This is a genomic window from Pseudomonas sp. R19M (assembly GCF_050312585.1).
Taxonomy (GTDB): Bacteria; Pseudomonadota; Gammaproteobacteria; order Pseudomonadales; family Pseudomonadaceae; genus Aquipseudomonas; species Aquipseudomonas palleroniana.
In genome coordinates this window covers 1-26,801 of sequence record NZ_JBNPJV010000105.1, presented here as the reverse complement: position 1 = coordinate 26,801, position 26,801 = coordinate 1, and the positions used below count along the sequence as shown (strand labels likewise).

31 protein-coding genes and 4 tRNA genes are annotated in these 26,801 nt (G+C 55.0%); all 35 read right to left on the bottom strand.

Features of this window, described 5'->3' with window-relative positions; all coding sequences use genetic code 11:
- Nucleotides 1–12: 12 nt before the first annotated feature.
- Nucleotides 13–405, bottom strand: a complete 393-nt coding sequence (gene rpsH / locus ACQRBT_RS26740; protein WP_010206883.1) for a 30S ribosomal protein S8 — start codon at nt 403–405, stop codon at nt 13–15.
- Between the two features lie 208 nt (nt 406–613).
- On the bottom strand, nt 614–919 hold the full coding sequence (gene rpsN, locus ACQRBT_RS26735) for a 30S ribosomal protein S14 (RefSeq protein WP_003176414.1): 306 nt from the start codon (nt 917–919) through the stop codon (nt 614–616).
- A gap of 13 nt (nt 920–932) precedes the next feature.
- Nucleotides 933–1,472, bottom strand: coding sequence for a 50S ribosomal protein L5 (gene rplE / locus ACQRBT_RS26730; RefSeq protein ID WP_003194642.1), 540 nt, complete (start codon nt 1,470–1,472; stop codon nt 933–935).
- A 22-nt stretch (nt 1,473–1,494) separates the two neighbouring features.
- Nucleotides 1,495–1,809, bottom strand: coding sequence for a 50S ribosomal protein L24 (rplX, locus tag ACQRBT_RS26725; RefSeq protein ID WP_007896770.1), 315 nt, complete (start codon nt 1,807–1,809; stop codon nt 1,495–1,497).
- A gap of 11 nt (nt 1,810–1,820) precedes the next feature.
- On the bottom strand, nt 1,821–2,189 hold the full coding sequence (gene rplN, locus ACQRBT_RS26720; RefSeq protein ID WP_002555479.1) for a 50S ribosomal protein L14: 369 nt from the start codon (nt 2,187–2,189) through the stop codon (nt 1,821–1,823).
- A 23-nt stretch (nt 2,190–2,212) separates the two neighbouring features.
- Entirely contained in the window at nt 2,213–2,479 is a 267-nt protein-coding gene (gene rpsQ / locus ACQRBT_RS26715; protein WP_003176419.1) for a 30S ribosomal protein S17, read from the bottom strand.
- A 2-nt stretch (nt 2,480–2,481) separates the two neighbouring features.
- A complete protein-coding gene (rpmC, locus tag ACQRBT_RS26710) occupies nt 2,482–2,673 on the bottom strand; it encodes a 50S ribosomal protein L29 (RefSeq protein ID WP_002555481.1) in 192 nt (63 codons plus the stop codon).
- Nucleotides 2,673–3,086 carry a 50S ribosomal protein L16 gene (rplP, locus tag ACQRBT_RS26705; RefSeq protein ID WP_003176421.1) on the bottom strand — a complete coding sequence of 138 codons (414 nt, stop codon included), beginning with the start codon at nt 3,084–3,086 and terminating at the stop codon, nt 2,673–2,675. Before rplP ends, rpmC begins: the two co-directional genes overlap by 1 nt.
- Before the next feature lie 12 nt (nt 3,087–3,098).
- On the bottom strand, nt 3,099–3,785 hold the full coding sequence (rpsC, locus tag ACQRBT_RS26700; RefSeq protein ID WP_003176422.1) for a 30S ribosomal protein S3: 687 nt from the start codon (nt 3,783–3,785) through the stop codon (nt 3,099–3,101).
- Between the two features lie 13 nt (nt 3,786–3,798).
- A complete protein-coding gene (rplV, locus tag ACQRBT_RS26695; RefSeq protein ID WP_003103908.1) occupies nt 3,799–4,131 on the bottom strand; it encodes a 50S ribosomal protein L22 in 333 nt (110 codons plus the stop codon).
- Nucleotides 4,132–4,142: 11 nt separating this feature from the next.
- Complete coding sequence (gene rpsS / locus ACQRBT_RS26690; RefSeq protein ID WP_002555486.1) at nt 4,143–4,418, bottom strand: 30S ribosomal protein S19; 276 nt, start codon at nt 4,416–4,418, stop codon at nt 4,143–4,145.
- A 16-nt stretch (nt 4,419–4,434) separates the two neighbouring features.
- A complete protein-coding gene (gene rplB, locus ACQRBT_RS26685; RefSeq protein WP_003186055.1) occupies nt 4,435–5,259 on the bottom strand; it encodes a 50S ribosomal protein L2 in 825 nt (274 codons plus the stop codon).
- Between the two features lie 14 nt (nt 5,260–5,273).
- Nucleotides 5,274–5,573 carry a 50S ribosomal protein L23 gene (gene rplW / locus ACQRBT_RS26680; RefSeq protein ID WP_002555488.1) on the bottom strand — a complete coding sequence of 100 codons (300 nt, stop codon included), beginning with the start codon at nt 5,571–5,573 and terminating at the stop codon, nt 5,274–5,276.
- Nucleotides 5,570–6,172: a 50S ribosomal protein L4 gene (rplD, locus tag ACQRBT_RS26675; RefSeq protein WP_003176424.1), complete on the bottom strand. Its 603-nt coding sequence runs from the start codon at nt 6,170–6,172 to the stop codon at nt 5,570–5,572. Before rplD ends, rplW begins: the two co-directional genes overlap by 4 nt.
- Before the next feature lie 12 nt (nt 6,173–6,184).
- Complete coding sequence (gene rplC, locus ACQRBT_RS26670) at nt 6,185–6,820, bottom strand: 50S ribosomal protein L3 (protein WP_003194649.1); 636 nt, start codon at nt 6,818–6,820, stop codon at nt 6,185–6,187.
- 81 nt (nt 6,821–6,901) lie between these two features.
- Nucleotides 6,902–7,213, bottom strand: coding sequence for a 30S ribosomal protein S10 (rpsJ, locus tag ACQRBT_RS26665; protein ID WP_003186070.1), 312 nt, complete (start codon nt 7,211–7,213; stop codon nt 6,902–6,904).
- Between the two features lie 157 nt (nt 7,214–7,370).
- Nucleotides 7,371–8,564: an elongation factor Tu gene (gene tuf, locus ACQRBT_RS26660; RefSeq protein ID WP_060755286.1), complete on the bottom strand. Its 1,194-nt coding sequence runs from the start codon at nt 8,562–8,564 to the stop codon at nt 7,371–7,373.
- 30 nt (nt 8,565–8,594) lie between these two features.
- On the bottom strand, nt 8,595–10,700 hold the full coding sequence (gene fusA, locus ACQRBT_RS26655; protein WP_060755287.1) for an elongation factor G: 2,106 nt from the start codon (nt 10,698–10,700) through the stop codon (nt 8,595–8,597).
- Between the two features lie 30 nt (nt 10,701–10,730).
- Complete coding sequence (gene rpsG, locus ACQRBT_RS26650; protein WP_002555493.1) at nt 10,731–11,201, bottom strand: 30S ribosomal protein S7; 471 nt, start codon at nt 11,199–11,201, stop codon at nt 10,731–10,733.
- 118 nt (nt 11,202–11,319) lie between these two features.
- Nucleotides 11,320–11,691 carry a 30S ribosomal protein S12 gene (rpsL, locus tag ACQRBT_RS26645; RefSeq protein ID WP_002555494.1) on the bottom strand — a complete coding sequence of 124 codons (372 nt, stop codon included), beginning with the start codon at nt 11,689–11,691 and terminating at the stop codon, nt 11,320–11,322.
- 217 nt (nt 11,692–11,908) lie between these two features.
- Nucleotides 11,909–16,108 (bottom strand): DNA-directed RNA polymerase subunit beta', encoded by a 4,200-nt coding sequence (gene rpoC, locus ACQRBT_RS26640; protein WP_090365559.1) that lies wholly within the window; start codon nt 16,106–16,108, stop codon nt 11,909–11,911.
- Between the two features lie 64 nt (nt 16,109–16,172).
- Nucleotides 16,173–20,246 carry a DNA-directed RNA polymerase subunit beta gene (gene rpoB, locus ACQRBT_RS26635; RefSeq protein ID WP_060755289.1) on the bottom strand — a complete coding sequence of 1,358 codons (4,074 nt, stop codon included), beginning with the start codon at nt 20,244–20,246 and terminating at the stop codon, nt 16,173–16,175.
- A gap of 219 nt (nt 20,247–20,465) precedes the next feature.
- Nucleotides 20,466–20,831, bottom strand: coding sequence for a 50S ribosomal protein L7/L12 (rplL, locus tag ACQRBT_RS26630; RefSeq protein WP_060755290.1), 366 nt, complete (start codon nt 20,829–20,831; stop codon nt 20,466–20,468).
- A gap of 78 nt (nt 20,832–20,909) precedes the next feature.
- On the bottom strand, nt 20,910–21,410 hold the full coding sequence (rplJ, locus tag ACQRBT_RS26625) for a 50S ribosomal protein L10 (RefSeq protein WP_016969477.1): 501 nt from the start codon (nt 21,408–21,410) through the stop codon (nt 20,910–20,912).
- A 199-nt stretch (nt 21,411–21,609) separates the two neighbouring features.
- The gene (rplA, locus tag ACQRBT_RS26620; protein ID WP_032884532.1) at nt 21,610–22,305 is read right to left on the bottom strand and encodes a 50S ribosomal protein L1; all 696 of its coding nucleotides are present in this window, start codon (nt 22,303–22,305) and stop codon (nt 21,610–21,612) included.
- Nucleotides 22,305–22,736, bottom strand: a complete 432-nt coding sequence (gene rplK, locus ACQRBT_RS26615; protein WP_003176435.1) for a 50S ribosomal protein L11 — start codon at nt 22,734–22,736, stop codon at nt 22,305–22,307. The genes rplA and rplK overlap by 1 nt, the downstream gene beginning before the upstream one ends.
- Before the next feature lie 117 nt (nt 22,737–22,853).
- Nucleotides 22,854–23,387 (bottom strand): transcription termination/antitermination protein NusG, encoded by a 534-nt coding sequence (gene nusG / locus ACQRBT_RS26610; protein WP_003176436.1) that lies wholly within the window; start codon nt 23,385–23,387, stop codon nt 22,854–22,856.
- Nucleotides 23,388–23,396: 9 nt separating this feature from the next.
- Nucleotides 23,397–23,765 (bottom strand): preprotein translocase subunit SecE, encoded by a 369-nt coding sequence (gene secE / locus ACQRBT_RS26605; protein ID WP_003194658.1) that lies wholly within the window; start codon nt 23,763–23,765, stop codon nt 23,397–23,399.
- Between the two features lie 45 nt (nt 23,766–23,810).
- Nucleotides 23,811–23,886, bottom strand: a tRNA-Trp gene (locus ACQRBT_RS26600).
- A gap of 163 nt (nt 23,887–24,049) precedes the next feature.
- Nucleotides 24,050–24,125, bottom strand: a tRNA-Thr gene (locus ACQRBT_RS26595).
- 26 nt (nt 24,126–24,151) lie between these two features.
- A tRNA-Gly gene (locus tag ACQRBT_RS26590) sits at nt 24,152–24,225 on the bottom strand.
- A gap of 24 nt (nt 24,226–24,249) precedes the next feature.
- Nucleotides 24,250–24,334, bottom strand: a tRNA-Tyr gene (locus tag ACQRBT_RS26585).
- 143 nt (nt 24,335–24,477) lie between these two features.
- On the bottom strand, nt 24,478–24,924 hold the full coding sequence (locus tag ACQRBT_RS26580) for a hypothetical protein (protein ID WP_090365554.1): 447 nt from the start codon (nt 24,922–24,924) through the stop codon (nt 24,478–24,480).
- Between the two features lie 7 nt (nt 24,925–24,931).
- Nucleotides 24,932–25,681: a pantothenate kinase gene (locus ACQRBT_RS26575; RefSeq protein ID WP_412047446.1), complete on the bottom strand. Its 750-nt coding sequence runs from the start codon at nt 25,679–25,681 to the stop codon at nt 24,932–24,934.
- Nucleotides 25,671–26,630, bottom strand: a complete 960-nt coding sequence (gene birA, locus ACQRBT_RS26570; RefSeq protein ID WP_161548484.1) for a bifunctional biotin--[acetyl-CoA-carboxylase] ligase/biotin operon repressor BirA — start codon at nt 26,628–26,630, stop codon at nt 25,671–25,673. Before birA ends, ACQRBT_RS26575 begins: the two co-directional genes overlap by 11 nt.
- Nucleotides 26,631–26,801: the final 171 nt, after the last annotated feature.

Genomic DNA, 26,801 nt, shown 5'->3' with positions numbered 1-26,801 from the left:
GCTTATCCCCCCTTAGAACACAGTGCAAAGAACTTCGCCGCCGACACCGGCAGCGCGCGCAGCACGATCAGTCATCACACCTTTGTTGGTGGAGACGATAGACACGCCCAGACCGCCACGAACTTTCGGCAGATCTTCAGCGGACTTGTACTGACGCAGGCCTGGACGGCTAACGCGCTTCACTTCCTCGATGACCGAACGGCCTTCGAAGTACTTCAGCTCGATGGACAGCAGTGCTTTTACATCGCTGCTGATCTGATAACCCGCAATGTAGCCTTCGTCTTTCAGGACTTTGGCAACAGCTACCTTCAACTTGGAAGATGGCATGCTTACGACGGACTTTTCAGCCATCTGGGCATTACGGATACGAGTTAGCATGTCCGCTAACGGGTCCTGCATACTCATGGGCTAGACGCTCCTAATACAAAAAAATTAGCCTTGCGGCTACATATGTCGCCGAGAATCTCCGGGCATAGAAAACACGGGCTCAGGCGAGCCGGGTATTCTAGACACACTCCGGAAATGAAACAAGCCCCAAAAGGGGCTTGTTCCAGATTCAAGGTCACCGGTGGTCGTTATCTTGCGACGCCAACCACCTGGACTTTGAAAGTACTTACCAGCTGGCTTTAACCAGACCTGGTACGTCACCACGCATTGCCGCTTCACGCAGTTTGTTACGGCCGAGGCCGAACTTGCGGTAAACGCCGTGTGGACGACCGGTCAGGCGGCAGCGGTTACGCATGCGCGAAGCGCTTGCGTCACGTGGCTGCTTCTGCAGGGCAACTGTAGCTTCCCAACGCGCTTCTGGACTTGCGTTCAGATCAACGATGATTGCTTTCAGTGCTGCACGCTTCTTGGCGTACTTGGCAACCGTGAGCTGACGCTTCAGCTCGCGGTTTTTCATGCTCATCTTGGCCATGGTCCTACTCCAATCAGTTGCGGAACGGGAATTTGAAAGCACGCAGCAGGGCGCGACCTTCATCATCGTTCTTGGCAGTGGTGGTCAGGGTGATGTCCAGACCGCGGAGAGCATCGATCTTGTCGTAGTCGATTTCCGGGAAGATGATCTGCTCTTTCACGCCCATGCTGTAGTTACCACGACCATCGAAGGACTTGGCATTCAGGCCGCGGAAGTCGCGAACCCGAGGCAGGGAGATCGACAGCAGACGATCCAGGAATTCGTACATACGCTCACGGCGCAGAGTTACCTTGACGCCGATCGGCCAACCTTCACGGACTTTAAAGCCAGCGATGGATTTCCGAGCGTAGGTCACAACGACTTTTTGGCCGGTGATCTTTTCCAGGTCAGCAACAGCGTGCTCGATGACTTTTTTGTCGCCGATCGCTTCGCCCAGACCCATGTTCAGGGTGATTTTGGTAACGCGCGGAACTTCCATCACGTTCCCAAGCTTAAGTTCTTCCTTAAGCTTAGGGGCGATTTCCTTCCGGTAAATCTCTTGTAGTCGTGCCATGGTCTTATCTACCTAGCAGTGTTCAAGCATCAACCGCTTTTTGGGTCGACTTGAAGACACGAATTTTCTTACCGTCTTCTACTTTGAAACCAACGCGATCAGCCTTGTTGGTTTCGCCGTTGAAGATGGCGACGTTAGAAGCGTGCAGTGGCGCTTCTTTCTCGACGATACCGCCCTGTACGCCCGACATCGGGTTAGGCTTGGTATGACGCTTGACCAGGTTCAGACCACCAACGACCAGACGGTCGTCAGCGAGAACCTTCAGCACCTTACCGCGCTTACCTTTGTCTTTGCCGGCGATCACGATGATCTCGTCGTCACGACGAATCTTTTGCATGTCGGATCTCCTTACAGCACTTCTGGGGCGAGCGAGACGATCTTCATGAACTTCTCAGTACGAAGTTCACGGGTCACTGGCCCAAAGATACGGGTGCCGATCGGCTCTTGCTTGTTGTTCAGAAGAACAGCAGCGTTGCCATCAAAGCGGATAATGGAGCCATCTGCACGGCGTACGCCGTGACGAGTGCGGACTACAACAGCAGTCATCACTTGGCCTTTTTTCACCTTACCGCGAGGAATTGCTTCCTTCACGGTAACTTTGATGATGTCACCGATACCAGCGTAACGACGATGGGAGCCACCCAGCACCTTGATGCACATAACGCGGCGAGCGCCGCTGTTATCGGCCACATCGAGCATGGATTGAGTCTGAATCATATAATTTCTCCGACCCCTAGTCCTTAGACTTCCACAGCGCGTTCGAGAACATCAACCAGCGCCCAAGACTTGGTCTTGGCCAGCGGACGAGTTTCACGAATAGTGACTTTGTCGCCGATGTGGCACTGATTGGTTTCGTCGTGCGCGTGCAGCTTAGTCGAACGCTTAACATATTTACCGTAGATCGGGTGCTTAACGCGACGCTCGATCAGAACGGTGATGGTTTTGTCCATCTTGTCGCTGACAACACGGCCAGTCAGCGTACGGACAGTCTTTTCGGCTTCAGCCATGATCACTTACCTGCCTGCTGGTTGAGCACAGTCTTCACGCGAGCGATGTCACGCTTAACTTGCGAGAGCAGATGAGACTGCCCCAACTGGCCAGTTGCTTTCTGCATACGCAGATTGAACTGGTCGCGCAGCAGGCCGAGCAGTTGCTCGTTCAGCTGCTGTGCGGATTTTTCACGAAGTTCATTCGCTTTCATCACATCACCGTCCGTTTAACAAAGGAGGTGGCGAGCGGCAGCTTTGCAGCAGCCAGGGCGAAAGCCTCACGCGCCAGCTCTTCAGAAACACCCTCGATTTCATACAGGACTTTGCCTGGCTGAATCTGGGCAACCCAGTATTCCACGTTACCCTTACCTTTACCCATACGAACCTCGAGAGGTTTTTTGGAAATCGGCTTGTCCGGGAATACACGGATCCAGATCTTGCCACCACGTTTTACGTGACGGGTCAGAGCACGACGCGCTGACTCGATCTGACGAGCGGTGAGACGACCACGAGCTACAGACTTCAGCGCGAACTCGCCGAAGCTGACTTTGCTACCGCGCTGAGCCAGACCACGGTTGTGGCCTGTCATCTGCTTGCGGAACTTCGTACGCTTAGGTTGCAACATTTGGCGTACCCCTTACTTAGCAGCTTTTTTACGAGGCGCTGGTGCTTGTGGTTTCAGTTCTTCTTGGCGACCACCAATTACTTCGCCTTTGAAGATCCAAACCTTTACACCGATCACACCGTAAGTGGTGTGAGCTTCGTAGTTGGCATAGTCGATGTCGGCACGCAGGGTGTGCAGTGGCACACGACCTTCGCGATACCATTCAGTACGTGCGATTTCAGCACCGCCGAGACGACCGCTCACTTGGATTTTGATGCCTTTGGCACCAATGCGCATTGCGTTCTGTACGGCACGCTTCATAGCGCGACGGAACATTACGCGACGCTCCAGCTGCTGAGCTACGCTCTGCGCAACCAGCATACCGTCGAGCTCCGGCTTGCGGATCTCTTCGATATTGATGTGCACAGGCACACCCATTTGCTTGGTCAGGTCCTGACGCAGTTTCTCAACATCTTCACCTTTCTTCCCGATAACGATACCTGGACGAGCGGTGTGGATGGTGATACGTGCAGTTTGGGCCGGACGATGGATATCGATACGGCTTACGGACGCGCTTTTTAGTTTGTCTTGGAGATACTCACGCACCTTCAGATCAGCGAACAAGTAGTCCGCATAAGTCCGACCGTCTGCGTACCAGACGGAGGTGTGCTCCTTGACGATTCCCAGGCGAATGCCAATGGGATGTACTTTCTGACCCATCTCTTCGACTCCGTTACTTGTCAGCAACCTTGACAGTGATATGGCAAGACCGCTTGACGATGCGATCAGCACGGCCTTTGGCACGTGGCATGATGCGCTTCAGCGAACGCCCTTCGTTAACGAAAACGGTGCTGACTTTCAGGTCATCAACGTCTGCGCCTTCGTTATGCTCGGCGTTGGCTACGGCCGACTCCAGCACTTTCTTCATGATCTCGGCGGCTTTCTTACTGCTGAAAGCCAACAGGTTGAGCGCTTCGCCCACCTTCTTCCCGCGGATCTGGTCGGCGACCAAGCGGGCTTTCTGGGCGGAGATTCGAGCGCCCGACAACTTAGCGGCTACTTCCATTTCCTAACCCCTTAACGCTTGGCTTTCTTGTCTGCCACGTGCCCACGATAAGTGCGGGTACCGGCGAACTCGCCCAGTTTGTGGCCGACCATGTCTTCGTTAACGAGAACTGGGACGTGTTGACGACCGTTGTGTACTGCGATGGTCAGACCGACCATTTGTGGCAGGATCATCGAACGACGCGACCAGGTCTTAACTGGTTTGCGATCGTTCTTTTCCGCCGCCACTTCGATCTTCTTCAGTAGGTGAAGATCAATAAAAGGACCTTTTTTCAGAGAACGTGGCACTGTCGTATCCCTCTATTTACTTGCGACGACGGACGATCATTTTGTCGGTACGCTTATTACCACGAGTCTTCGCGCCCTTAGTCGGGAAGCCCCATGGCGATACCGGATGACGACCACCAGAGGTACGACCTTCACCACCACCGTGTGGGTGGTCAACCGGGTTCATGGCAACACCACGAACGGTTGGGCGAACGCCACGCCAGCGTTTGGCACCAGCTTTACCCAACGAACGCAGGCTGTGCTCGGAGTTCGAGACTTCGCCCAGGGTCGCACGGCATTCAGCCAGCACTTTACGCATCTCACCAGAACGCAGACGCAGGGTCACGTAGACACCTTCACGAGCGATCAGCTGAGCCGAAGCACCAGCGGAACGAGCGATTTGCGCGCCTTTACCTGGCTTCAATTCGATGCCGTGTACGGTGCTACCAACTGGAATGTTGCGCAGTTGCAGAGCGTTGCCCGGCTTGATCGGTGCCAGAGCACCTGCGATCAGCTGGTCGCCAGCGCTCACGCCTTTAGGGGCGATGATGTAGCGACGCTCGCCATCTGCGTACAGCAGCAGAGCGATGTGAGCAGTACGGTTTGGATCGTATTCGATACGCTCGACAGTGGCAGCGATGCCATCTTTGTCGTTGCGACGGAAGTCGACCAGACGATAATGCTGCTTATGGCCACCACCGATGTGACGAGTGGTAATACGACCATTGTTGTTACGACCACCAGACTTCGATTTCTTCTCGAGCAGCGGTGCGTGAGGAGCGCCTTTATGCAGCTCCTGGTTGACCACCTTGACCACAAAACGGCGGCCAGGGGAAGTCGGTTTGCATTTAACGATTGCCATGATGCACCCCTTCCTTACTCAGCACTGCTGCTGAAATCGAGATCTTGGCCTGGCTGAAGGGAGATAACTGCCTTCTTCCAGTCATTACGCTTGCCCAGACCGCGAGCAGTGCGCTTGCTCTTACCCAGAACGTTCAGGGTAGTAACACGCTCTACTTTCACGCTGAACAGGCTTTCGACGGCCTTCTTGATTTCCAGCTTGGTTGCGTCAGTTGCAACCTTGAAAACGAACTGGCCTTTCTTGTCAGCCAGAACCGTAGCCTTTTCGGAAACGTGCGGGCCAAGCAGAACTTTAAATACGCGTTCCTGGTTCATCCCAGCAGCTCCTCGAATTTCTTCACGGCCGACACGGTGATCAACACCTTGTCGTATGCGATCAGACTAACTGGATCGGAACCTTGCACGTCACGTACATCAACGTGTGGCAGGTTACGAGCAGCCAGGTACAGGTTCTGATCAACAGCTTCCGACACGATCAAAACGTCGGTCAGGCTCATGTTGTTCAGTTTGCCCAGCAGATCTTTGGTTTTCGGGCTTTCAACAGCGAAGTCCTGAACCACGACCAGACGGTCGGTACGCACGAGTTCAGCAAGGATGGAGCGCAGAGCTGCGCGGTACATCTTCTTGTTGAGCTTCTGCGAGTGATCCTGCGGACGAGCTGCGAAAGTGGTACCGCCGCCACGCCAGATTGGGCTACGGATAGTACCGGCACGAGCACGGCCAGTACCTTTCTGACGCCAAGGGCGCTTACCGCCACCACGAACGTCGGAACGGGTCTTTTGCTGCTTGCTACCTTGACGGCCGCCGGCCATGTAGGCCACGACTGCTTGGTGAACCAGCGTCTCGTTGAATTCGCCGCCAAATGTCAGTTCGGAAACTTCGATCGCTTGAGCGTCATTTACATTTAATTGCATGTCAGCTTCCCCTTAACCGCGAGCCTTGGCCGCTGGACGTACAACCAGGTTGCCGCCAGTAGCGCCAGGAACAGCACCCTTGACCAACAACAGATTGCGTTCAGCGTCGACGCGCACTACTTCGAGGGACTGCACGGTCACGCGCTCAGCGCCCATATGACCGGACATTTTCTTGCCCTTGAATACACGACCAGGAGTCTGGCACTGGCCAATAGAGCCCGGGACGCGGTGGGAAACGGAGTTACCGTGAGTGTTGTCTTGGCCACGGAAATTCCAACGCTTGATCGTACCCTGGAAGCCTTTACCCTTGGACTGACCGGTTACATCAACCAGTTGACCAGCGGCGAAGATTTCAGCGTTGATCAGATCGCCAGCCTGGTAGTCGCCGTCTTCGAGACGGAACTCCATGACAGTACGACCAGCTGCAACGTTTGCTTTAGCGAAGTGACCTGCTTGAGCAGCAGTCACGCGCGAAGCACGACGCTCGCCGACAGTGACTTGCACTGCACGATAGCCATCGGTTTCTTCAGTTTTGAACTGGGTGACGCGATTCGGCTCGATCTCAATGACCGTGACCGGAATGGAGACACCTTCTTCGGTGAAAATACGGGTCATACCGCATTTACGACCGACTACACCAATAGTCATGTTGTAAACCTCATGAGTGTACGGGGCTTTCACCCGCTATGGCCGCCCATTTCAGAGCGTTACACGACTAAGACCCAAGTCTTAGCCGAGGCTGATCTGTACTTCCACACCGGCCGCCAGATCGAGCTTCATAAGTGCATCAACGGTTTTATCCGTTGGCTGGACGATGTCCAGTACGCGCTTATGAGTACGGATCTCGTACTGGTCACGCGCGTCTTTGTTGACGTGCGGGGAGACCAGAACGGTGAACCGCTCTTTACGGGTAGGCAGTGGAATTGGACCACGCACTTGAGCACCAGTACGTTTCGCGGTTTCCACGATTTCCTGGGTGGATTGGTCGATCAGGCGATGGTCAAAAGCCTTCAACCTGATACGGATTTGCTGATTTTGCATTGGATTTCAGACTCCGGCTGCTATTCCCACCGGGCGCAATGCACCCGTTAAAAGGAGGCGCAATTCTATAGACGCCCCAGATAGGTGTCAACCCAATAAAAAAGCCCCCGCTGAGCGGGGGCTTTTCAAAGCATCGAAGCTATCTCAGAAGAGATGCTTACTCGATGATTTTAGCTACAACACCAGCACCAACGGTACGGCCGCCTTCACGAATAGCGAAGCGCAGACCGTCTTCCATTGCGATGGTCTTGATCAGGGTAACTTCCATCTGGATGTTATCGCCTGGCATTACCATTTCAACGCCTTCTGGCAGCTGGCAGTTACCAGTCACGTCAGTAGTACGGAAGTAGAACTGTGGACGGTAGCCTTTGAAGAACGGAGTGTGACGACCGCCTTCTTCCTTGCTCAGAACGTAAACTTCTGCGGTGAACTTGGTGTGCGGCTTAACCGAACCTGGCTTAACCAGAACCTGACCACGCTCAACGTCGTCACGCTTGGTGCCACGCAGCAGAACGCCGCAGTTCTCGCCAGCACGACCTTCGTCGAGCAGCTTGCGGAACATCTCAACACCGGTGCAGGTGGTGGTGGTGGTGTCACGCAGACCAACGATTTCCAGCGGATCTTGAACGCGAACGATACCGCGCTCGATACGACCAGTCACAACAGTACCGCGACCAGAGATCGAGAACACGTCTTCGATTGGCATCAGGAACGGCTTGTCGGTCAGACGAACTGGCTCTGGGATGTAGCTGTCCAGAGTTTCTACCAGCTTCTTAACAGCGGTAGTACCCATTTCGTTGTCGTCTTTGCCTTCCAGAGCCATACGAGCAGAACCGATGATGATCGGAGTGTCGTCGCCTGGGAAGTCGTAAGTGCTCAGCAGATCGCGCACTTCCATCTCAACCAGTTCCAGCAGCTCAGCGTCGTCTACCAGGTCAGCCTTGTTCAGGAAAACCACGATGTACGGAACGCCTACCTGACGGGACAGCAGGATGTGCTCACGGGTTTGTGGCATCGGACCATCAGCGGCCGAGCAAACCAGGATCGCGCCGTCCATCTGGGCAGCACCGGTGATCATGTTCTTCACATAGTCAGCGTGACCTGGGCAGTCAACGTGAGCGTAGTGACGGATCAGCGAGTTGTATTCAACGTGCGCGGTGTTGATGGTGATACCACGAGCTTTTTCTTCTGGTGCGCTGTCGATCTTGTCGAATTCAACTACGGCCGAACCGAAAACTTCGGAGCAGACGCGAGTCAGAGCAGCGGTCAGAGTGGTTTTACCGTGGTCAACGTGGCCGATGGTGCCAACGTTTACGTGCGGTAGGGAACGATCAAATTTTTCTTTAGCCACGACAATTAACTCCTTGCCTAAAGGACTGAATCAGCCTTGTTTTTTGGATACAGTTTCAGCGATGTGCGCCGGAGCTGTGTTGTATTTTTTGAATTCCATAGAGTAGCTTGCGCGACCCTGGGACATGGAGCGAACGTCGGTCGCATAACCGAACATCTCACCCAGCGGAACCTCGGCGCGAATCACTTTGCCGGAAACCGTGTCTTCCATACCCAAGATCATGCCGCGACGACGGTTAAGGTCGCCCATGACATCACCCATATAGTCTTCAGGTGTAACAACTTCTACCGCCATGATTGGCTCAAGCAACTCACCACCGCCCTTCTGGGCCAGTTGCTTGGTTGCCATGGAAGCAGCCACCTTAAACGCCATCTCGTTGGAGTCGACGTCGTGGTAAGAACCGTCAAAAACGGTTGCTTTCAGGCCGATCAGCGGATAGCCGGCAACAACACCGTTCTTCATCTGCTCTTCGATACCCTTCTGGATAGCAGGGATGTATTCCTTAGGAACAACACCACCCACTACTTCGTTCAAGAATTGCAGACCTTCCTGACCTTCGTCAGCAGGAGCAAAACGGATCCAGCAGTGACCGAACTGACCACGACCGCCGGACTGACGAACGAACTTGCCTTCGATTTCACAGTTCTTCGTGATGCGCTCACGATAGGAAACCTGAGGCTTACCGATGTTGGCTTCGACGTTGAACTCACGGCGCATCCGGTCAACCAGGATGTCCAGGTGCAGCTCGCCCATGCCGGAGATGATCGTTTGACCAGTCTCTTCATCAGTCTTGACGCGGAAAGATGGATCTTCCTGAGCAAGCTTGCCCAGAGCGATACCCATTTTTTCCTGGTCATCCTTGGTCTTAGGCTCTACGGCAACCGAAATAACCGGCTCCGGGAAGTCCATGCGAACCAGGATGATTGGCTTGGCAGCGTCGCACAAAGTCTCACCAGTGGTGACGTCCTTCATGCCGATCAGGGCCGCGATGTCACCAGCGCGAACTTCCTTGATCTCTTCACGGGCGTTTGCGTGCATCTGCACCATACGACCCACGCGCTCTTTCTTGCCTTTAACCGAGTTGATCACGCCGTCGCCGGATGCCAACACGCCCGAGTAAACGCGGACGAAGGTCAAGGTACCCACGAATGGGTCGGTAGCGATCTTGAACGCCAGGGCCGAGAACGGCTCGCTGTCGTCAGCATGACGCTCCATCTCTTCTTCCTCGTTATCAGGGTTGGAACCCTTGATAGCAGGAATGTCGGTTGGAGCAGGCAGGAAGTCGATAACGGCGTCGAGAACCAGGGGAACACCCTTGTTCTTGAAGGAAGAACCGCAAACAGCCAGGACGATTTCGCCAGCGATAGTACGCTGACGCAGAGCGGCCTTGATTTCCGCGTTGGTGAGTTCTTCACCTTCGAGGTACTTGTTCATCAGCTCTTCGCTGGCTTCGGCAGCAGCCTCAACCATGTTGTTGCGCCACTCGTCAGCCAGCTCTTGAAGCTCGGCAGGGATAGGCTTGCGAACAGGAACCATGCCTTTGTCAGCGTCATTCCAGTAAACAGCTTCCATGTTGATCAGATCGATCTGACCCTGGAAGTTGTCTTCGGAACCGATAGCCAATTGGATTGGCACCGGAGTGTGACCCAGACGCTGCTTGATCTGACCGATCACGCGCAGGAAGTTGGCGCCAGCACGGTCCATCTTGTTTACGTAAACAAGACGTGGAACGCCGTATTTGTTGGCCTGACGCCATACGGTCTCCGACTGAGGCTCAACACCCGAGGTACCACAGAACACAACGACAGCGCCGTCGAGTACGCGCAGGGAACGTTCAACTTCAATAGTGAAGTCTACGTGGCCTGGGGTATCGATTACGTTGAAGCGGTGCTCGTCTTTGTACTGCTTCTCGGAACCTTTCCAGAAGGCGGTAATGGCAGCAGAAGTAATGGTAATACCACGCTCCTGCTCCTGAACCATCCAGTCTGTGGTCGCGGCGCCATCATGCACCTCGCCCATTTTGTGACTTTTGCCGGTGTAAAACAGTACGCGCTCGGTGGTGGTGGTTTTACCAGCATCCACGTGAGCGACGATACCGATGTTACGGTAGCGGCTAATCGGAGTAGTACGAGCCATAAAGCCCTCGCAAAATTAGTGAAGCTAAAATTAGAAGCGGTAGTGCGAGAAAGCTTTGTTAGCTTCAGCCATACGGTGCACGTCTTCACGCTTCTTAACAGCAGCACCTTTACCTTCGGCAGCGTCCAACAGTTCGCCAGCCAAACGCAGAGCCATAGACTTCTCGCCGCGCTTACGGGCGAAGTCTACCAACCAGCGCATTGCCAGAGCGTTACGACGGGACGGACGAACTTCAACCGGAACCTGGTAAGTAGCACCGCCTACACGGCGCGACTTCACTTCGACCAGCGGAGCGATGGCGTCGAGAGCTTTCTCGAAGATTTCCAGGGGGTCGCTGTTCTTGCGTTCTTTAACCTTTTCCAGCGCGCCATAAACGATACGCTCGGCAACGGCTTTCTTGCCGCTTTCCATCACGTGGTTCATGAACTTGGCCAGAATTTGGCTTCCGTATTTTGGATCGTCAAGCACTTCGCGCTTGGCTGCTACGCGTCTTCTTGGCATGGATAAGCCCTCAAACGGTCTTCAGGTTCGCTCGGAATCGGTGCCCTTTCGGGACGCCTCCGACCTTACTCTTATCGACTCAGAAAATAAGATGATTCAGTTTTACAAAAAGCCGCTACTACTTAGGCTTCTTGGTACCGTACTTCGAACGACCCTGGTTACGACCTTTAACGCCGGAAGTATCCAAGGAACCGCGTACGGTGTGGTAACGAACACCTGGCAAGTCTTTTACACGACCGCCGCGGATCAGTACCACGCTGTGCTCTTGCAGGTTGTGGCCTTCACCACCGATGTACGAGGAAACCTCGAAACCGTTGGTCAGACGCACACGGCATACTTTACGCAGTGCCGAGTTAGGTTTTTTCGGCGTGGTGGTATACACACGGGTGCATACGCCACGACGTTGCGGGCAGTTCTGCAGCGCAGGTACGTCGGATTTCTCGACGATACGCTTACGCGGCTGACGTACCAGCTGGTTGATAGTTGCCATCTACTAGCTCCACTGTTGTCTTGCGACGCTATTGTCTTGCAAGAAAAGCAAAATGGCAGGAACGCATTCCCGCCAAATTTAGGGGTACAAGAGTCTAAAGAGGATCTTGCCCCCAGTCAAGGCAAGGCCCCGACCTCCCCTTCCATCGAACCGGGGCAAAAATGCCTCGATCCGACGAATGGGGGCTGCCAGGGCCCAGACTTATTTATCGCAGAACTCAGTTACCGCTAGAGTTCAGCGCTTCGGTCAGTGCAGCTTCCACTTCACTGGCGCTAACGCGCAGCGGCTTGTCAGCATCACGGCGACGCTTACGCTCGCTGTGGTATGCCAAACCGGTACCCGCCGGGATCAGACGACCCACGACCACGTTTTCTTTCAGGCCGCGCAGGTAATCGCGCTTGCCGGTTACCGCTGCTTCGGTCAGTACGCGAGTGGTCTCCTGGAAGGAGGCCGCCGAGATGAACGACTCAGTCGACAACGACGCCTTGGTGATACCCAGCAACACGCGAGTGAACTTGGCGACGAACTTGTCTTCGGCTGCCAGCTTCTCGTTCTCTACCAGTACGTGAGTCAGTTCCATCTGGTCGCCCTTGATGAAGCTGGAATCGCCGGACTCGGAGATCTCAACTTTACGCAGCATCTGACGCAGGATGGTCTCGATGTGCTTATCGTTGATCTTCACGCCTTGCAGGCGGTAAACGTCCTGGATCTCGTTGACGATGTACTTGGCGAGCGCACTCACACCCAGCAGACGCAGGATGTCGTGTGGATCGCTCGGACCGTCGGAGATAACTTCGCCGCGGTTTACCTGCTCGCCTTCGAACACGTTCAGGTGACGCCACTTCGGAATCAGCTCTTCATACGGATCGCTACCGTCGTTCGGGGTAATGACCAGACGGCGCTTGCCCTTGGTCTCTTTACCGAACGCGATGGTGCCGCTGACTTCAGCCAGAATCGACGCTTCCTTCGGACGACGAGCTTCGAACAAGTCGGCAACACGCGGCAGACCACCGGTGATGTCACGGGTCTTCGAAGTTTCTTGCGGGATACGCGCGATAACATCACCGATCGCGATCTTCGCACCATCCGCTACACCGACCAGGGCGTTGGCTGGCAGGAAGTACTGAGCGATTACGTCAGTGCCTGGCAGCAACAGATCCTTGCCGTTGTCATCAACCATCTTCACGGCAGGACGGATGTCTTTACCGGCAGCTGGACGATCTTTCGGATCGAGAACTTCAATGTTGGTCATACCGGTCAATTCGTCAGTCTGACGCTTGATCGTGATGCCTTCTTCCATGCCCACGTAGGTCACGGTACCTTTCATTTCGGTAACGATCGGGTGAGTGTGCGGGTCCCACTTGGCCACGATTGCGCCAGCGTCGACCTTGTCACCTTCTTTAACCGAAATCACAGCACCGTACGGCAGCTTGTAGCGCTCACGCTCACGACCGAAGTCATCAGCGATTGCCAGCTCACCGGAACGGGAAACGGCAACCAGGTGGCCATCCACTCGCTCAACGTGTTTCAGGTTGTGCAGACGGACGGTACCGCCATTTTTCACCTGAACGCTGTCAGCTGCGGAGGTCCGGCTTGCCGCACCACCGATGTGGAACGTACGCATCGTCAACTGGGTACCCGGCTCACCGATGGACTGGGCAGCGATTACGCCAACCGACTCACCGATGTTCACCTGGTGACCACGAGCCAGGTCGCGGCCGTAGCACTTGGCGCAAATGCCATAGCGGGTTTCACAGCTGATCGGCGAACGAACGATCACTTCGTCGATGCTGTTGAGTTCGATGAACTCGACCCACTTCTCATCAACCAGAGTGCCGGCAGGAACGATAACTTCCTCGGTACCCGGCTTGAATACGTCACGGGCAATAACACGACCCAATACGCGCTCACCCAGCGGCTCTACAACGTCACCGCCTTCAATGTGCGGAGTCATCAGCAGGCCATGCTCGGTGCCGCAATCGATCTCGGTTACAACCAGATCTTGTGCAACGTCTACCAGACGACGAGTCAGGTAACCGGAGTTAGCCGTTTTCAACGCGGTATCCGCCAGACCTTTACGAGCACCGTGAGTGGAGATGAAGTACTGAAGTACGCTCAAACCTTCACGGAAGTTCGCAGTAATCGGCGTTTCAATGATGGAACCGTCCGGCTTGGCCATCAGGCCACGCATACCGGCGAGCTGACGGATCTGCGCAGCAGAACCCCGTGCGCCCGAGTCGGCCATCATGTACATCGAGTTGAAGGACTCTTGCTCAACTTCGTCGCCGTGACGGTCGATGACTTTCTCTTTCGAGAGGTTGGCCATCATCGCCTTGGAAACTTCGTCGTTCGCCTTGGACCAAAGGTCGATCACCTTGTTGTACTTCTCGCCCTGGGTTACCAGGCCGGACGCATACTGGCTCTCGATTTCTTTCACTTCGTCGGTGGCGGCACCGATGATGCGGGCTTTTTCATCCGGGATAACGAAGTCGTTAACACCGATGGAAACGCCGGAAATGGTCGAATAAGCAAAACCGGTGTACATCAACTGGTCGGCGAAGATAACGGTCTCTTTCAAACCAACCACGCGGTAGCACTGGTTGATCAGCTTGGAGATCGCCTTTTTCTTCATCGGCAGGTTGACGACGTCGTACGACAGACCTTTTGGCACAACTTGATACAACAGCGCACGGCCGACAGTGGTGTCGACGATACGGGTGTTGGTCACGCTGCCGCCGTCACGGTCGTTGACGGTTTCGTTGATCCGCACTTTGACCTTGGCATGCAGCGCGGCTTCGCCGGCACGGAACACACGGTCAACTTCTTGCAGGTCAGCGAACACACGACCTTCGCCCTTGGCGTTGATCGCTTCACGAGTCATGTAGTACAGACCCAATACAACGTCCTGCGACGGAACGATGATTGGCTCACCGTTGGCTGGCGACAGAATGTTGTTGGTCGACATCATCAACGCACGCGCTTCCAACTGGGCTTCCAGTGTCAGCGGTACGTGCACGGCCATTTGGTCGCCGTCGAAGTCGGCGTTGTACGCAGCACAGACCAGAGGGTGCAGCTGGATAGCCTTGCCTTCGATCAGTACCGGTTCAAACGCCTGGATACCCAGACGGTGAAGGGTCGGTGCACGGTTGAGGAGAACCGGGTGTTCGCGAATCACTTCAGCGAGAACGTCCCAAACCTCTGGCAGTTCGCGCTCGACCATTTTCTTGGCCGCTTTGATGGTGGTCGCGAGACCGCGCATTTCCAGCTTGCCGAAGATGAACGGCTTGAACAGCTCGAGAGCCATCTTCTTAGGCAGACCGCACTGGTGCAGGCGCAGGGTCGGGCCTACGGTAATTACCGAACGACCGGAGTAGTCAACACGCTTACCGAGCAAGTTCTGACGGAAACGACCTTGCTTACCCTTGATCATGTCAGCCAAGGATTTCAGAGGACGCTTGTTGGAACCGGTGATAGCGCGGCCACGACGACCGTTGTCGAGCAGGGCATCGACAGCTTCCTGCAACATACGCTTTTCGTTGCGCACGATGATGTCCGGAGCGGACAGATCAAGCAGGCGCTTCAAGCGGTTGTTACGGTTGATCACGCGGCGGTACAGGTCGTTGAGGTCGGACGTTGCGAAACGGCCACCATCCAACGGTACCAGCGGACGCAGGTCTGGCGGCAGAACCGGCAGAACGGTCAGCACCATCCACTCTGGCAAGTTACCGGAGCCTTGGAAGGCTTCCATCAACTTCAGACGCTTGGACAGCTTCTTGATCTTGGTTTCAGAGTTGGTTTGCGGAATTTCTTCACGCAGACGACCAATCTCGTGCTCCAGGTCGATAGCGTGCAGCAGTTCGCGGACAGCTTCGGCACCCATGCGGGCATCGAAATCGTCGCCGAACTCTTCCAGCGCTTCGAAGTACTGCTCGTCGTTCAGCAGCTGACCTTTTTCAAGGGTGGTCATGCCTGGATCGATAACGACATAGCTCTCGAAGTAGAGAACGCGCTCGATATCACGCAGGGTCATGTCCATCAGCAAGCCGATACGGGACGGCAGCGATTTCAGGAACCAGATGTGGGCAACCGGCGAAGCCAGTTCGATGTGCGCCATGCGCTCACGACGAACTTTGGCCAGCGCAACTTCAACGCCGCACTTCTCGCAGATCACACCACGGTGCTTCAAGCGCTTGTACTTACCGCACAGGCACTCGTAATCCTTTACCGGGCCAAAGATCTTGGCGCAGAACAGGCCGTCACGCTCGGGTTTGAACGTACGGTAGTTGATGGTTTCCGGTTTTTTAACTTCACCGAACGACCACGAACGGATCATCTCAGGCGATGCCAACCCAATACGGATGGCGTCGAACTCTTCGACTTGACCCTGGTTTTTCAGCAAATTCAGTAGGTCTTTCAAGGCCTTTCCTCCTGGCGGAGCAGAGAGCGGGCTAAACGGCCCCGCTCTCGATTCGCGTCACGTGTTATTCGGTTTCCAGATCGATATCGATGCCGAGGGAACGAATTTCTTTGATCAACACGTTGAAGGACTCGGGCATGCCCGGCTCCATACGGTGATCGCCGTCCACGATGTTTTTGTACATCTTGGTCCGACCGTTCACATCGTCCGACTTCACTGTGAGCATTTCTTGCAGAGTGTAAGCAGCACCGTATGCTTCCAGTGCCCAGACCTCCATCTCCCCGAAACGCTGACCACCGAACTGAGCCTTACCACCCAGCGGCTGCTGGGTAACCAGGCTGTACGAACCGGTAGAACGAGCGTGCATCTTGTCGTCTACCAAGTGGTTCAGCTTCAGCATGTACATGTAGCCAACAGTAACCGGGCGCTCGAACTTGTTGCCGGTACGACCGTCGAACAGCTGCATCTGGCCGCTTTCTGGCAGGTCTGCCAGTTTCAGCATGGCCTTGATTTCGCTTTCCTTGGCACCGTCGAACACCGGGGTAGCCATTGGAACGCCGCCGCGCAGGTTCTTCGCCAGATCCAGGATTTCCTGGTCGGAGAAGGTGTCCAGCTCTTCGTTGCGACCGCCGATCTCGTTGTAGATCTCGTGCAGGAACTTACGCAGGTCAGCGACCTTGCGTTGCTCTTCGATCATACGATTGATCTTCTCGCCCAGACCTTTGGCCGCGAGGCCCAGGTGAGTTTCGAGGATCTGACCAACGTTCATACGCGAAGGTACGCCCAACGGGTTGAGGACGACGTCGACCGGGGTGCCATTGGCATCGTGCGGCATGTCTTCAACCGGCATGATCACAGAGACCACACCCTTGTTACCGTGACGACCGGCCATCTTGTCGCCCGGCTGGATGCGGCGACGGATTGCCAGGTAAACCTTGACGATTTTCAGCACGCCTGGAGCCAGGTCATCGCCCTGCTGCAGTTTGCGCTTCTTGTCTTCGAACTTGTCGTCCAACAGACGGCGACGATCAACGATGTAGGCCTGAGCCTTCTCGAGCTGCTCGTTCAGAGCATCTTCAGCCATGCGCAGTTTGAACCACTGGCCGTGCTCAAGACCGTCGAGAACTTCATCGGTGATGTCCTGACCTTTCTTCAGACCTGCGCCACCTTCGGCCTTGTGGCCTACCAGAGCGGAACGCAGACGTTCGAAGGTCGCGCCTTCAACGATGCGGAACTCTTCGTTCAGGTCCTTACGGATCTCGTCGAGTTGAGTCTTCTCGATGGACAGTGCACGAGCATCACGCTCAACACCGTCACGGGTGAAGACTTGTACGTCGATGACAGTACCTTTGGTGCCGGTAGGCACACGCAGGGAGGTGTCTTTAACGTCGCTGGCTTTTTCACCGAAGATGGCACGCAGCAGCTTCTCTTCCGGAGTCAGCTGAGTCTCGCCTTTCGGAGTGACCTTACCAACCAGGATGTCGCCTGCGCCAACTTCAGCACCTACGTAAACGATACCGGCTTCGTCCAGCTTGTTCAGTGCAGCTTCACCCACGTTCGGGATGTCCGCAGTGATCTCTTCTGGCCCAAGCTTGGTGTCACGAGCCACACAGGTCAGTTCCTGAATGTGGATCGTGGTGAAGCGGTCTTCTTGAACAACACGCTCGGACAGGCAGATGGAGTCTTCGAAGTTGAAGCCGTTCCACGCCATGAACGCGATACGCATGTTCTGACCCAGAGCCAGCTCACCCATGTCGGTGGACGGGCCGTCAGCCATGATGTCGCTACGCTGAACGCGATCACCCTTGCTCACCAGCGGACGCTGGTTGATGCAGGTGTTCTGGTTCGAGCGGGTGTACTTGGTCAGGTTGTAGATGTCGACACCAGCTTCGCCGGTTTCAACTTCGTCATCAGCAACACGAACCACGATACGGCTGGCATCAACGGAGTCGATCACGCCACCACGACGCGCCACGACGCAAACGCCGGAGTCACGCGCTACGTTACGCTCCATGCCGGTACCTACCAGCGGCTTGTCAGCACGCAGGGTGGGTACAGCTTGACGCTGCATGTTGGAACCCATCAACGCACGGTTGGCGTCGTCGTGCTCCAGGAACGGGATCAACGACGCTGCAACCGAAACTACCTGCTTCGGCGAAACGTCCATCAAGGTGACGTCTTCCGGCGCCTTGACGGTGAACTCATTCAAGTGACGAACAGCTACCAGCTCATCGATCAGGACTTTCTTGTCACTCATCGTGGCCGAGGCCTGAGCGATCACGTGATCAGCTTCTTCAATGGCGGACAGGAAAACGATTTCGTCGGTGACCAGAGCGTCCTTAACCACACGGTACGGGCTCTCGAGGAAGCCGTACTGGTTGGTGCGCGCGTACGCAGCCAAGGAGTTGATCAGACCGATGTTCGGACCTTCCGGCGTTTCGATCGGGCAAACACGACCGTAGTGCGTCGGGTGTACGTCACGAACCTCAAAGCCTGCACGCTCACGGGTCAGACCACCCGGGCCCAGTGCGGATACACGGCGCTTGTGGGTGATCTCGGAGAGCGGGTTGTTCTGGTCCATGAACTGCGAGAGCTGGCTGGAACCGAAGAACTCTTTCACCGCCGCAGCCACTGGCTTGGCGTTGATCAGGTCTTGCGGCATCAGGCCTTCGCTTTCAGCCATCGACAGACGCTCTTTGACCGCACGCTCAACACGCACCAGGCCAACGCGGAACTGGTTCTCGGCCATTTCGCCTACGCAGCGAACGCGACGGTTACCCAAGTGGTCGATGTCGTCGACGATGCCTTTGCCGTTACGGATGTCGACCAGGGTCTTCAGGACCGCAACAATGTCTTCCTTGCACAGTACGCCCGAACCTTCGATCTCGGTGCGACCGATACGACGGTTGAACTTCATCCGGCCGACCGCAGACAGGTCATAGCGCTCAGGGCTGAAGAACAGGTTGTTGAACAGGGTTTCGGCAGCGTCTTTGGTCGGTGGCTCACCAGGACGCATCATGCGATAGATCTCGACCAGCGCTTCCAATTGGTTGCTGGTGGAGTCGATCTTCAGAGTATCGGAGATGAACGGACCGCAGTCGATATCGTTGGTGTACAGAGTCTCGATGCGAACAACCTGAGCCTTGGCGATCTTGGCCAGGATCTCGGTGTTCAGCTCGGTGTTGCACTCAGCCAGGATTTCGCCTGTAGCCGGGTGAACGATGACCTTGGCGGTGGTGCGACCCAGAACGTAGTCCAGAGGCACTTCCAGCTCTTTGATACCGGCTTTTTCGATCTGGTTGATGTGGCGCGCAGTGATACGGCGACCAGCCTCAACAATAACCTTGCCCTTCTCGTCCTGGATATCCAGAACGGCAATTTCACCACGCAGGCGCGAAGGCACCAATTCCAGGCTGAGGGTTTCACCCTTCAGGCTGAATACGTTGGTGGTGTAGAAGGCATCCAGCACTTGCTCAGTGGTATAACCGAGTGCGCGCAGCAGTACCGAGGCCGGCAGCTTGCGACGACGGTCGATACGCACGAACACGCAGTCTTTCGGGTCGAACTCGAAGTCCAACCACGAACCGCGGTACGGAATGATCCGCGCGGAGTACAGGAGCTTACCGGAGCTGTGCGTCTTGCCGCGGTCGTGGTCAAAGAACACGCCCGGGGAACGGTGCAGCTGGGAAACGATTACACGCTCGGTACCGTTGATTACGAAGGTACCGTTTTCAGTCATCAATGGGATTTCGCCCATGTAGACTTCTTGCTCTTTGATGTCCTTGATCGCTTTGTTCGACGATTCTTTATCGAAAATGATCAGGCGGACTTTTACCCGCAACGGTACGGCGTACGTAACACCGCGCAACACGCATTCTTTGACATCAAATGCCGGTTCGCCCAGGCGATAACCGACGTACTCCAGCGCAGCATTGCCGGAGTAGCTGATGATCGGGAAAACGGATTTGAAGGCCGCATGCAGGCCCACGTCGCGGAACTGATCTTTGGTCGCTCCCGCCTGCAAGAATTCACGATACGAATCCAGCTGGATAGCCAGAAGGTACGGGACATCCATGACGTCCGGCAACTTGCTAAAGTCCTTGCGGATACGTTTTTTCTCAGTATATGAGTAAGCCATCAGCGTTCCCCAGCTTGGTCACCTGCTTGTTTGGCCCCTCCGACGGGAGCAGCCAGAAAATCTTGCAAACCCCATGGTTTGCACCACCGCATCGGGTGGCTACAGCGCGTTAATGGCGGCGACCGAGTCGACAGCCAAGAACGGAAAAAGGCCGGTGGCAAGAGCCACCAGCCATCAGCCTTCAGCTTAACGCTTGGGCTGGAGACGCAAGGTCGATGCTTACTTCAGCTCGACTTTAGCGCCTGCTTCTTCCAGTACTGCTTTGGCTTTGTCAGCTGCGTCTTTGGCAACAGCTTCCAGAACCATGGCAGGAGCGCCGTCAACTACAGCCTTGGCTTCTTTCAGGCCCAGACCGGTCAGTTCACGTACTGCCTTGATCACGTTTACTTTCTTCTCGCCAGCTTCGGTCAGCATGACGTTGAATTCGGTTTGCTCTTCAGCAACAGCAGCAACAGCGGCTGGGCCGGCGGAAGCAGCAGCAGCGGAAACGCCGAATTTTTCTTCGAAAGCTTTGATCAGCTCAACAACCTGCAGAACCGACATTTCAGCTACGGCGTTGAGGATATCTTCTTGGGAGATAGACATTACTGTATTTCCTGAATTGGGGGACGGCCTACGCGGCCATCGAAATAAACAAAAATACGCGAGAGAAGTCGCTCAGCCTTAGGCTGCGGCAGCTTCTTTTTGCTCGCGAACTGCAGCCAGAGTACGAGCCAGCTTGCTGGTAGCGCCTTGAATCACGCTCATCAGCTGCGAAATGGCTTCGTCGCGGGTCGGCAGTGTTGCCAGTACGTCGATTTGGTTAGCTGCGAGGAACTTGCCCTCGAACGCAGCTGCCTTGATCTCGAACTTATCCTGACTCTTGGCAAACTCTTTGAACAAACGGGCAGCAGCGCCTGGATGCTCTTTGGAGAAAGCGATCAGAGTCGGGCCGGTGAACACGTCGTTGAGAACACTGTATTCAGTGTCAGCAACAGCGCGCTTGAGCAGGGTGTTACGTACAACACGTACGTATACGCCAGCTTCACGAGCCTCTTTACGGAGTCCGGTCATAGCGCCTACTGTCACACCACGGGCATCAGCCACGACAGCGGACAGAGCAGCTTTGGCAGCCTCGTTGACTTCAGCGACGATGGCCTTCTTGTCTTCGAGATTAATTGCCACGGGTTTAACTCCTGCTTGTTACCGTTTCATCTGGCCGAAGCCGGATGTCGTTTTGGTGTCTGATTCGGTAAGGAACCGGGAGCACCATCTGCGTAGGCTTGTGGTTTAAGACTTGCGCCGCCTACGGTCTTGGATAGCCCCCGCCAGGCAGGGACCCCAATTTTTTCAATTGACGCAGTCTCCTGCGCCAATCTGTGTCTTATACGTCCAGCGAGCCTTGGTCGATGACCAGACCTGGGCCCATAGTGGTGCTCAGGGTTACGCGCTTAACGTAGATACCTTTCGAGGAAGCCGGCTTGATACGCTTCAGATCAGCGATCAGGGCTTCAACGTTTTCCTTCAGCTTGACGGCATCAAAGCCGACTTTGCCAACGGAGGTGTGAATGATGCCGTTTTTGTCGGTGCGATAACGAACCTGACCAGCCTTGGCGTTTTTAACCGCGGTGGCTACGTCTGGAGTTACGGTACCAACCTTAGGGTTAGGCATCAGGCCGCGTGGACCGAGGATCTGACCCAACTGACCTACAACGCGCATTGCATCCGGGGAAGCAATAACTACGTCATAGTTCAGGTCGCCGCCTTTCATTTCGGCAGCCAGGTCGTCCATGCCAACGCGATCAGCGCCAGCGGCCAGAGCAGCTTCAGCTGCCGGACCCTGGGTGAACACAGCAACACGTACAGTCTTGCCAGTACCGTGTGGCAGCACAGTTGCGCTACGAACGACCTGGTCGGATTTACGCGGGTCAACACCCAAGTTTACAGCAACGTCAACAGACTCGCTGAACTTGACAGTCGACAGCTCGGTCAGCAGGGCAGCGGCGTCTACAAAGCTGTAGGCCTTGCCTGCTTCGATTTTGCCGGCGATAGCCTTTTGGCGCTTGGTCAGCTTAGCCATTACACACCCTCCACGTTAAGGCCCATGCTACGAGCAGAACCGGCGATGGTACGCACGGCTGCATCCATATCAGCTGCAGTCAGATCCGCGTTTTTGGTTTTCGCGATTTCTTCCAGCTGAGCACGAGTAACAGTGCCGACTTTAACGGTGTTAGGACGAGCGGAACCGCTAGTCAGACCAGCAGCTTTCTTCAACAGAACCGAAGCCGGGGTCGACTTGGTTTCGAAAGTGAAGCTACGGTCGCTGTATACAGTGATGATCACTGGAGTCGGCAGACCTGGCTCAAGACCCTGAGTACGGGCGTTGAAGGCCTTGCAGAATTCCATGATGTTCACGCCGTGTTGACCCAGAGCTGGACCGACGGGTGGGCTAGGGTTGGCCTGAGCGGCCTTCACTTGCAGCTTGATGTAAGCGGTAATCTTCTTGGCCATGAGGCACTCCAATTACGGGTTCAAACGCCTCGAAAGGCTCCCCGGTTACTTGCGCGTTTATCCCAGTGACGACAAAACCCCACAGCCTAAGGCTGCGGGGTTGGGATGCTTGCTCAGCTAGACCTTCTCGACCTGGCTGAACTCCAGCTCTACCGGAGTAGAGCGACCGAAAATGAGCACTGCCACTTGGATCCGGCTCTTCTCGTAGTTAACTTCTTCGACCGTACCGTTGAAATCAGCAAACGGACCGTCTGTGACACGAACAACCTCACCCGGCTCGAAGAGAGTCTTCGGCTTAGGCTTGTCACTACCATCAGCAACACGACGCAGAATCGCTTCCGCCTCTTTGTCAGTGATAGGAGCAGGCTTATCAGCAGTACCGCCAATGAAGCCCATGACACGAGGAGTATCCTTGACCAAGTGCCAAGTACCTTCATTCATGTCCATCTGAACCAGCACATAGCCAGGGAAGAACTTGCGCTCGCTCTTACGCTTCTGGCCATTCCGCATTTCAACCACTTCTTCAGTGGGAACCAGAATTTCGCCGAAGCCATCTTCCATGCCTGCAAGCTTTACGCGCTCCAGCAAAGAGCGCATAACATGCTTCTCGTAACCCGAGTAAGCATGCACAACGTACCAACGCTTAGCCACGGGACACCCTTAGCCAACAATCAAGGAAACAAGCCAGCCGAGCAGGGAATCAAGCCCCCACAACAGCAACGCCATAACCAGAACAACAGCCACAACGATCAACGTGGTCTGCGTGGTTTCTTGGCGAGTCGGCCAAACGACTTTACGAATTTCGGTGCGCGCTTCCTTTACCAGGACTGCGAAAGACTTGCCTTTGGCAGTCTGCAGGCCTACAAAGGCAGCTACAGCAGCAAGAGCAAGCAAAGCAAGTACGCGGTACAGGATCGGCGAAGCAGAATAGTACTGATTGCCAACAACGCCTACGACCACCAAAGCGACTACAGCGAGCCACTTGACCAGATCGAAACGAGAGCTTTGAGCTTCAGCCTTAGGAGTCATCTATGAAGATCCTGTGAAAAGAAAGCCAGACACACCACGTGAATCTGGCAGGTCAGGAGGGAATCGAACCCCCAACCTACGGTTTTGGAGACCGTCGCTCTGCCAATTGAGCTACTGACCTAAAACAAAATCAGGCCGACCATTATGCAGACCTGAAAAAGACTTTACAACAACCAACCCCAAGAGACTTGAAAACACCCTGACAACCAAGCCAGAAACAACGCAATCAAGCCGAGATAAGCTGTTAAAACAAAGGCAGATATTTTCATATCTGCCTTGTTATATGGAGCTCTTGAGCGGATTTGAACCGCTGACCTCACCCTTACCAAGGGTGTGCTCTACCAACTGAGCTACAAGAGCGAAACACCTTGCACAACCTGCAAACTTGGAGCGGGTAGCGGGAATCGAACCCGCATCATCAGCTTGGAAGGCTGAGGTTCTACCACTAAACTATACCCGCGGAGCTTGCAGCTCACGCTAAAAATGGTGGAGGGGGAAGGATTCGAACCTTCGAAGTCGTAGACGTCAGATTTACAGTCTGATCCCTTTGGCCGCTCGGGAACCCCTCCTAAGCGAGCCGGCATTTTACATTACGCCGACCTTCTGTCAAGCATTTTCTCATTTAAAAATATGAGGTTAGCTGCGTTGACCTTCGCTTCACACTGTAGACCGTAAAGGTCTTCACTGCGAAGCGGGCGCCATTCTATGCAAACTATTCGAGACTTGCAACGCCTTCGCACAACATTATTTTATGTTTTAACTCATTGAATTCCTTAGCAAGGTTTTCAAAAGGCAGATCATCAGCCAGACGCCTGCTTTCCGGAGACACGCGAAGCCAGTAACCGAAAGCATCAGGAACGTTCAAGGTTTGGATCTTGGCCTTTATATCCAAGCTCATGAGGCGCTGCTCAAGCAACTGCGCCTGCCGCATATCTGAGAACCCGCCCACGTATAAGCAGGTATTTTGAGCCTCCTGAGCCTTGGCTCGATCACGACGGGCAACGCCATCGGAAGACTCACTCAGCAGACGAATATCTTGCTGAGACCCCTTATAAAGACTCAATGGAGTGACATCTTTCGCACGCAACGGAGCTTCTTGCTGATGCCAGACGTAGTAGAAGACATTGAGCACAAGCAAAAGCAAAAACAGCCAACGCATAAACACCTCAGGACAAAGGGCACGCCATAGCCAGGCCGACGAAAACCAGATCAGGAACGAGCCGCCCCTGCGGAACGACTTCCGCAACCAAGCCTGCATCCCCCCCCGTGAGGAACACCGAGAACTCATCCCCCCAATAACTTCGGGCAAGCTCAAGCTGAGTCAGCACAAACCCCCTTAACATCAGCGTACAACCTCGCTCAACCGCTTCCACGGTAGTACGACCGGGAGAGAGCTGCTCCAGCGCCTGCTCAGCAGCGGTATCGTCGTATCGAATCTTTCGCGTATGCGTGCGCAATTGACTGCGCATAAGGGGCATGCCCGGGCAGATGAAGCCCCCCAGGTGCTCACCATCGGCCGCAATAAAGTCCGCAGTCGCTGCGGTGCCGAAATCAAGTACCAGGCAAGCACTTGAGCCCAACTTGAATGCCCCAAGCATTGCCAACCAACGATCAAGCCCCAGTCGTTCAAACTCTTCATAGCCGTTACGCACCCCCGCCATTTCCCGCGCAGAAGCCGCACACGACACGCTGACGCCAAACACCCGCTCCAACACCTCCACCAGCTTATCGGTCTCCTCGACAGCTCGAACGCTCACTAGTCGGCACCGCGTTAGCGACAGATCTGGAAGTGAGAGCAGACTTTCAACCAATGAAGCGTCCGAGCCAACCACCCCCTCAGCCAAGACTCCCGCTTTATCCGGCCCAAGTACACGCCACTTGATGAAGCTATTCCCACAGTCGAGCTCAAGAATCATCACGCAACCTCAGGCTTAACTCACCACCGCTGTATGTTTTCTCGACACCATCAACACTCAGGCGCAATGCACCCTGGCGATCGATACCTAGCACCACCCCATCAATTTGGTTGACGCCCGCTATGAGAGACACAGCCCTACCCTGCCACAAATGATTTTGCTCCCATTCCTCCTGGAGAGCAGAGAAGCCAAGGCTTTTATGTCGGTCCAGATAGCCCTGCAACTGCAAACCCAACCTTGCAACCAAATGGTTGCGATCGACCGAAGACCCAGTCTCCAACTGAACCGACGTCCATTGCTGATCAACATCAGCCGCCTTCTGCATATTCACATTAATACCGATACCGAGCACAACGTGACAAATGTCAGCAGGATCCCCCACCAACTCAAGCAAAATACCGGCAATCTTTTTGTCTTCAACCAAAACATCGTTTGGCCATTTCAAGGCCGCACGCTGCACACCCGCCTCACGCAGGGCCTGCATGACCGCCAACCCCACAACCAGACTGAGGCCCTCCAACTGCCGCAGCCCGCCCTCAATGCGCAACACGAGGCTGTAATACAGATTCTGCGCGTATGGACTGACCCATTTACGACCACGCCTACCGCGCCCTGCGGTTTGCTGCTCGGCCAGCACCAGGAACGGCGCAGCGCTGCCGGCGTCAACAAGACGCAAAGCTTCAGCATTAGTGGAATCAACAGAGTCGGAAATGTAGACAGGCCATACAGTGGAGCCCGAATTCGCCGCAATTTCCTCGGCATTCAGGAACGCCAGCGGAGACGCGAGTTGATAGCCCCTGCCCCGGACTTTATGGATGGGCAGATTCAACTCAGCCTCAAGATGTTGAAGCTGTTTCCAAACAGCGCTGCGGCTTACGCCCAGAGCGGCCCCCAGAGCCTCACCAGAATGAAATCGGCCATCTTTTAGAAGTTCTAACAACGTCAACATGCACATATCGCCTCACGATGAGGCACGCATGATAGCCATGCGCAAAGCCATTGCATAGAAATGGCCGAACTCTAGCCTTCATCGGCCCCTACGCATTTTCGATCGCCCAAAACAAAACCCCATCTGCTTTCGCAAATGGGGTTTCGGAATTTAATCTTGACGATGACCTAC

Bases quoted from the DNA above. Each gene is read 5' to 3' on its own strand.
- rpmC (WP_002555481.1), bottom strand. From the start codon at position 2,673: ATGAAAGCGAATGAACTTCGTGAAAAATCCGCACAGCAGCTGAACGAG.
- rplB (WP_003186055.1), bottom strand. From the start codon at position 5,259: ATGGCAATCGTTAAATGCAAACCGACTTCCCCTGGCCGCCGTTTTGTG.
- ACQRBT_RS26575 (WP_412047446.1), bottom strand. From the start codon at position 25,681: ATGATTCTTGAGCTCGACTGTGGGAATAGCTTCATCAAGTGGCGTGTA.
- rplP (WP_003176421.1), bottom strand. From the start codon at position 3,086: ATGTTGCAACCTAAGCGTACGAAGTTCCGCAAGCAGATGACAGGCCAC.
- rpsQ (WP_003176419.1), bottom strand. From the start codon at position 2,479: ATGGCTGAAGCCGAAAAGACTGTCCGTACGCTGACTGGCCGTGTTGTC.
- rplV (WP_003103908.1), bottom strand. From the start codon at position 4,131: ATGGAAGTAGCCGCTAAGTTGTCGGGCGCTCGAATCTCCGCCCAGAAA.
- secE (WP_003194658.1), bottom strand. From the start codon at position 23,765: ATGACTCCTAAGGCTGAAGCTCAAAGCTCTCGTTTCGATCTGGTCAAG.
- rplX (WP_007896770.1), bottom strand. From the start codon at position 1,809: ATGCAAAAGATTCGTCGTGACGACGAGATCATCGTGATCGCCGGCAAA.
- rpsH (WP_010206883.1), bottom strand. From the start codon at position 405: ATGAGTATGCAGGACCCGTTAGCGGACATGCTAACTCGTATCCGTAAT.
- rpsJ (WP_003186070.1), bottom strand. From the start codon at position 7,213: ATGCAAAATCAGCAAATCCGTATCAGGTTGAAGGCTTTTGACCATCGC.
- rpsG (WP_002555493.1), bottom strand. From the start codon at position 11,201: ATGCCAAGAAGACGCGTAGCAGCCAAGCGCGAAGTGCTTGACGATCCA.
- birA (WP_161548484.1), bottom strand. From the start codon at position 26,630: ATGTTGACGTTGTTAGAACTTCTAAAAGATGGCCGATTTCATTCTGGT.
- rpoB (WP_060755289.1), bottom strand. From the start codon at position 20,246: ATGGCTTACTCATATACTGAGAAAAAACGTATCCGCAAGGACTTTAGC.
- rplC (WP_003194649.1), bottom strand. From the start codon at position 6,820: ATGACTATTGGTGTAGTCGGTCGTAAATGCGGTATGACCCGTATTTTC.
- ACQRBT_RS26580 (WP_090365554.1), bottom strand. From the start codon at position 24,924: ATGCGTTGGCTGTTTTTGCTTTTGCTTGTGCTCAATGTCTTCTACTAC.
- rplN (WP_002555479.1), bottom strand. From the start codon at position 2,189: ATGATTCAGACTCAATCCATGCTCGATGTGGCCGATAACAGCGGCGCT.
- rpsL (WP_002555494.1), bottom strand. From the start codon at position 11,691: ATGGCAACTATCAACCAGCTGGTACGTCAGCCGCGTAAGCGTATCGTC.
- fusA (WP_060755287.1), bottom strand. From the start codon at position 10,700: ATGGCTCGTACTACTCCGATTAGCCGCTACCGTAACATCGGTATCGTC.
- rplW (WP_002555488.1), bottom strand. From the start codon at position 5,573: ATGAACCAGGAACGCGTATTTAAAGTTCTGCTTGGCCCGCACGTTTCC.
- rplA (WP_032884532.1), bottom strand. From the start codon at position 22,305: ATGGCTAAGCTGACCAAGCGCCAAAAGGCTATCGCCGGCAAAATCGAA.
- rplL (WP_060755290.1), bottom strand. From the start codon at position 20,831: ATGTCTATCTCCCAAGAAGATATCCTCAACGCCGTAGCTGAAATGTCG.
- rplD (WP_003176424.1), bottom strand. From the start codon at position 6,172: ATGCAATTAAATGTAAATGACGCTCAAGCGATCGAAGTTTCCGAACTG.
- rplK (WP_003176435.1), bottom strand. From the start codon at position 22,736: ATGGCCAAGAAGATTACCGCTTACATCAAGCTGCAAGTGAAGGCCGCT.
- rpsC (WP_003176422.1), bottom strand. From the start codon at position 3,785: ATGGGTCAGAAAGTACATCCCATTGGCATTCGCCTGGGAATCGTCAAG.
- rpsN (WP_003176414.1), bottom strand. From the start codon at position 919: ATGGCCAAGATGAGCATGAAAAACCGCGAGCTGAAGCGTCAGCTCACG.
- rplE (WP_003194642.1), bottom strand. From the start codon at position 1,472: ATGGCACGACTACAAGAGATTTACCGGAAGGAAATCGCCCCTAAGCTT.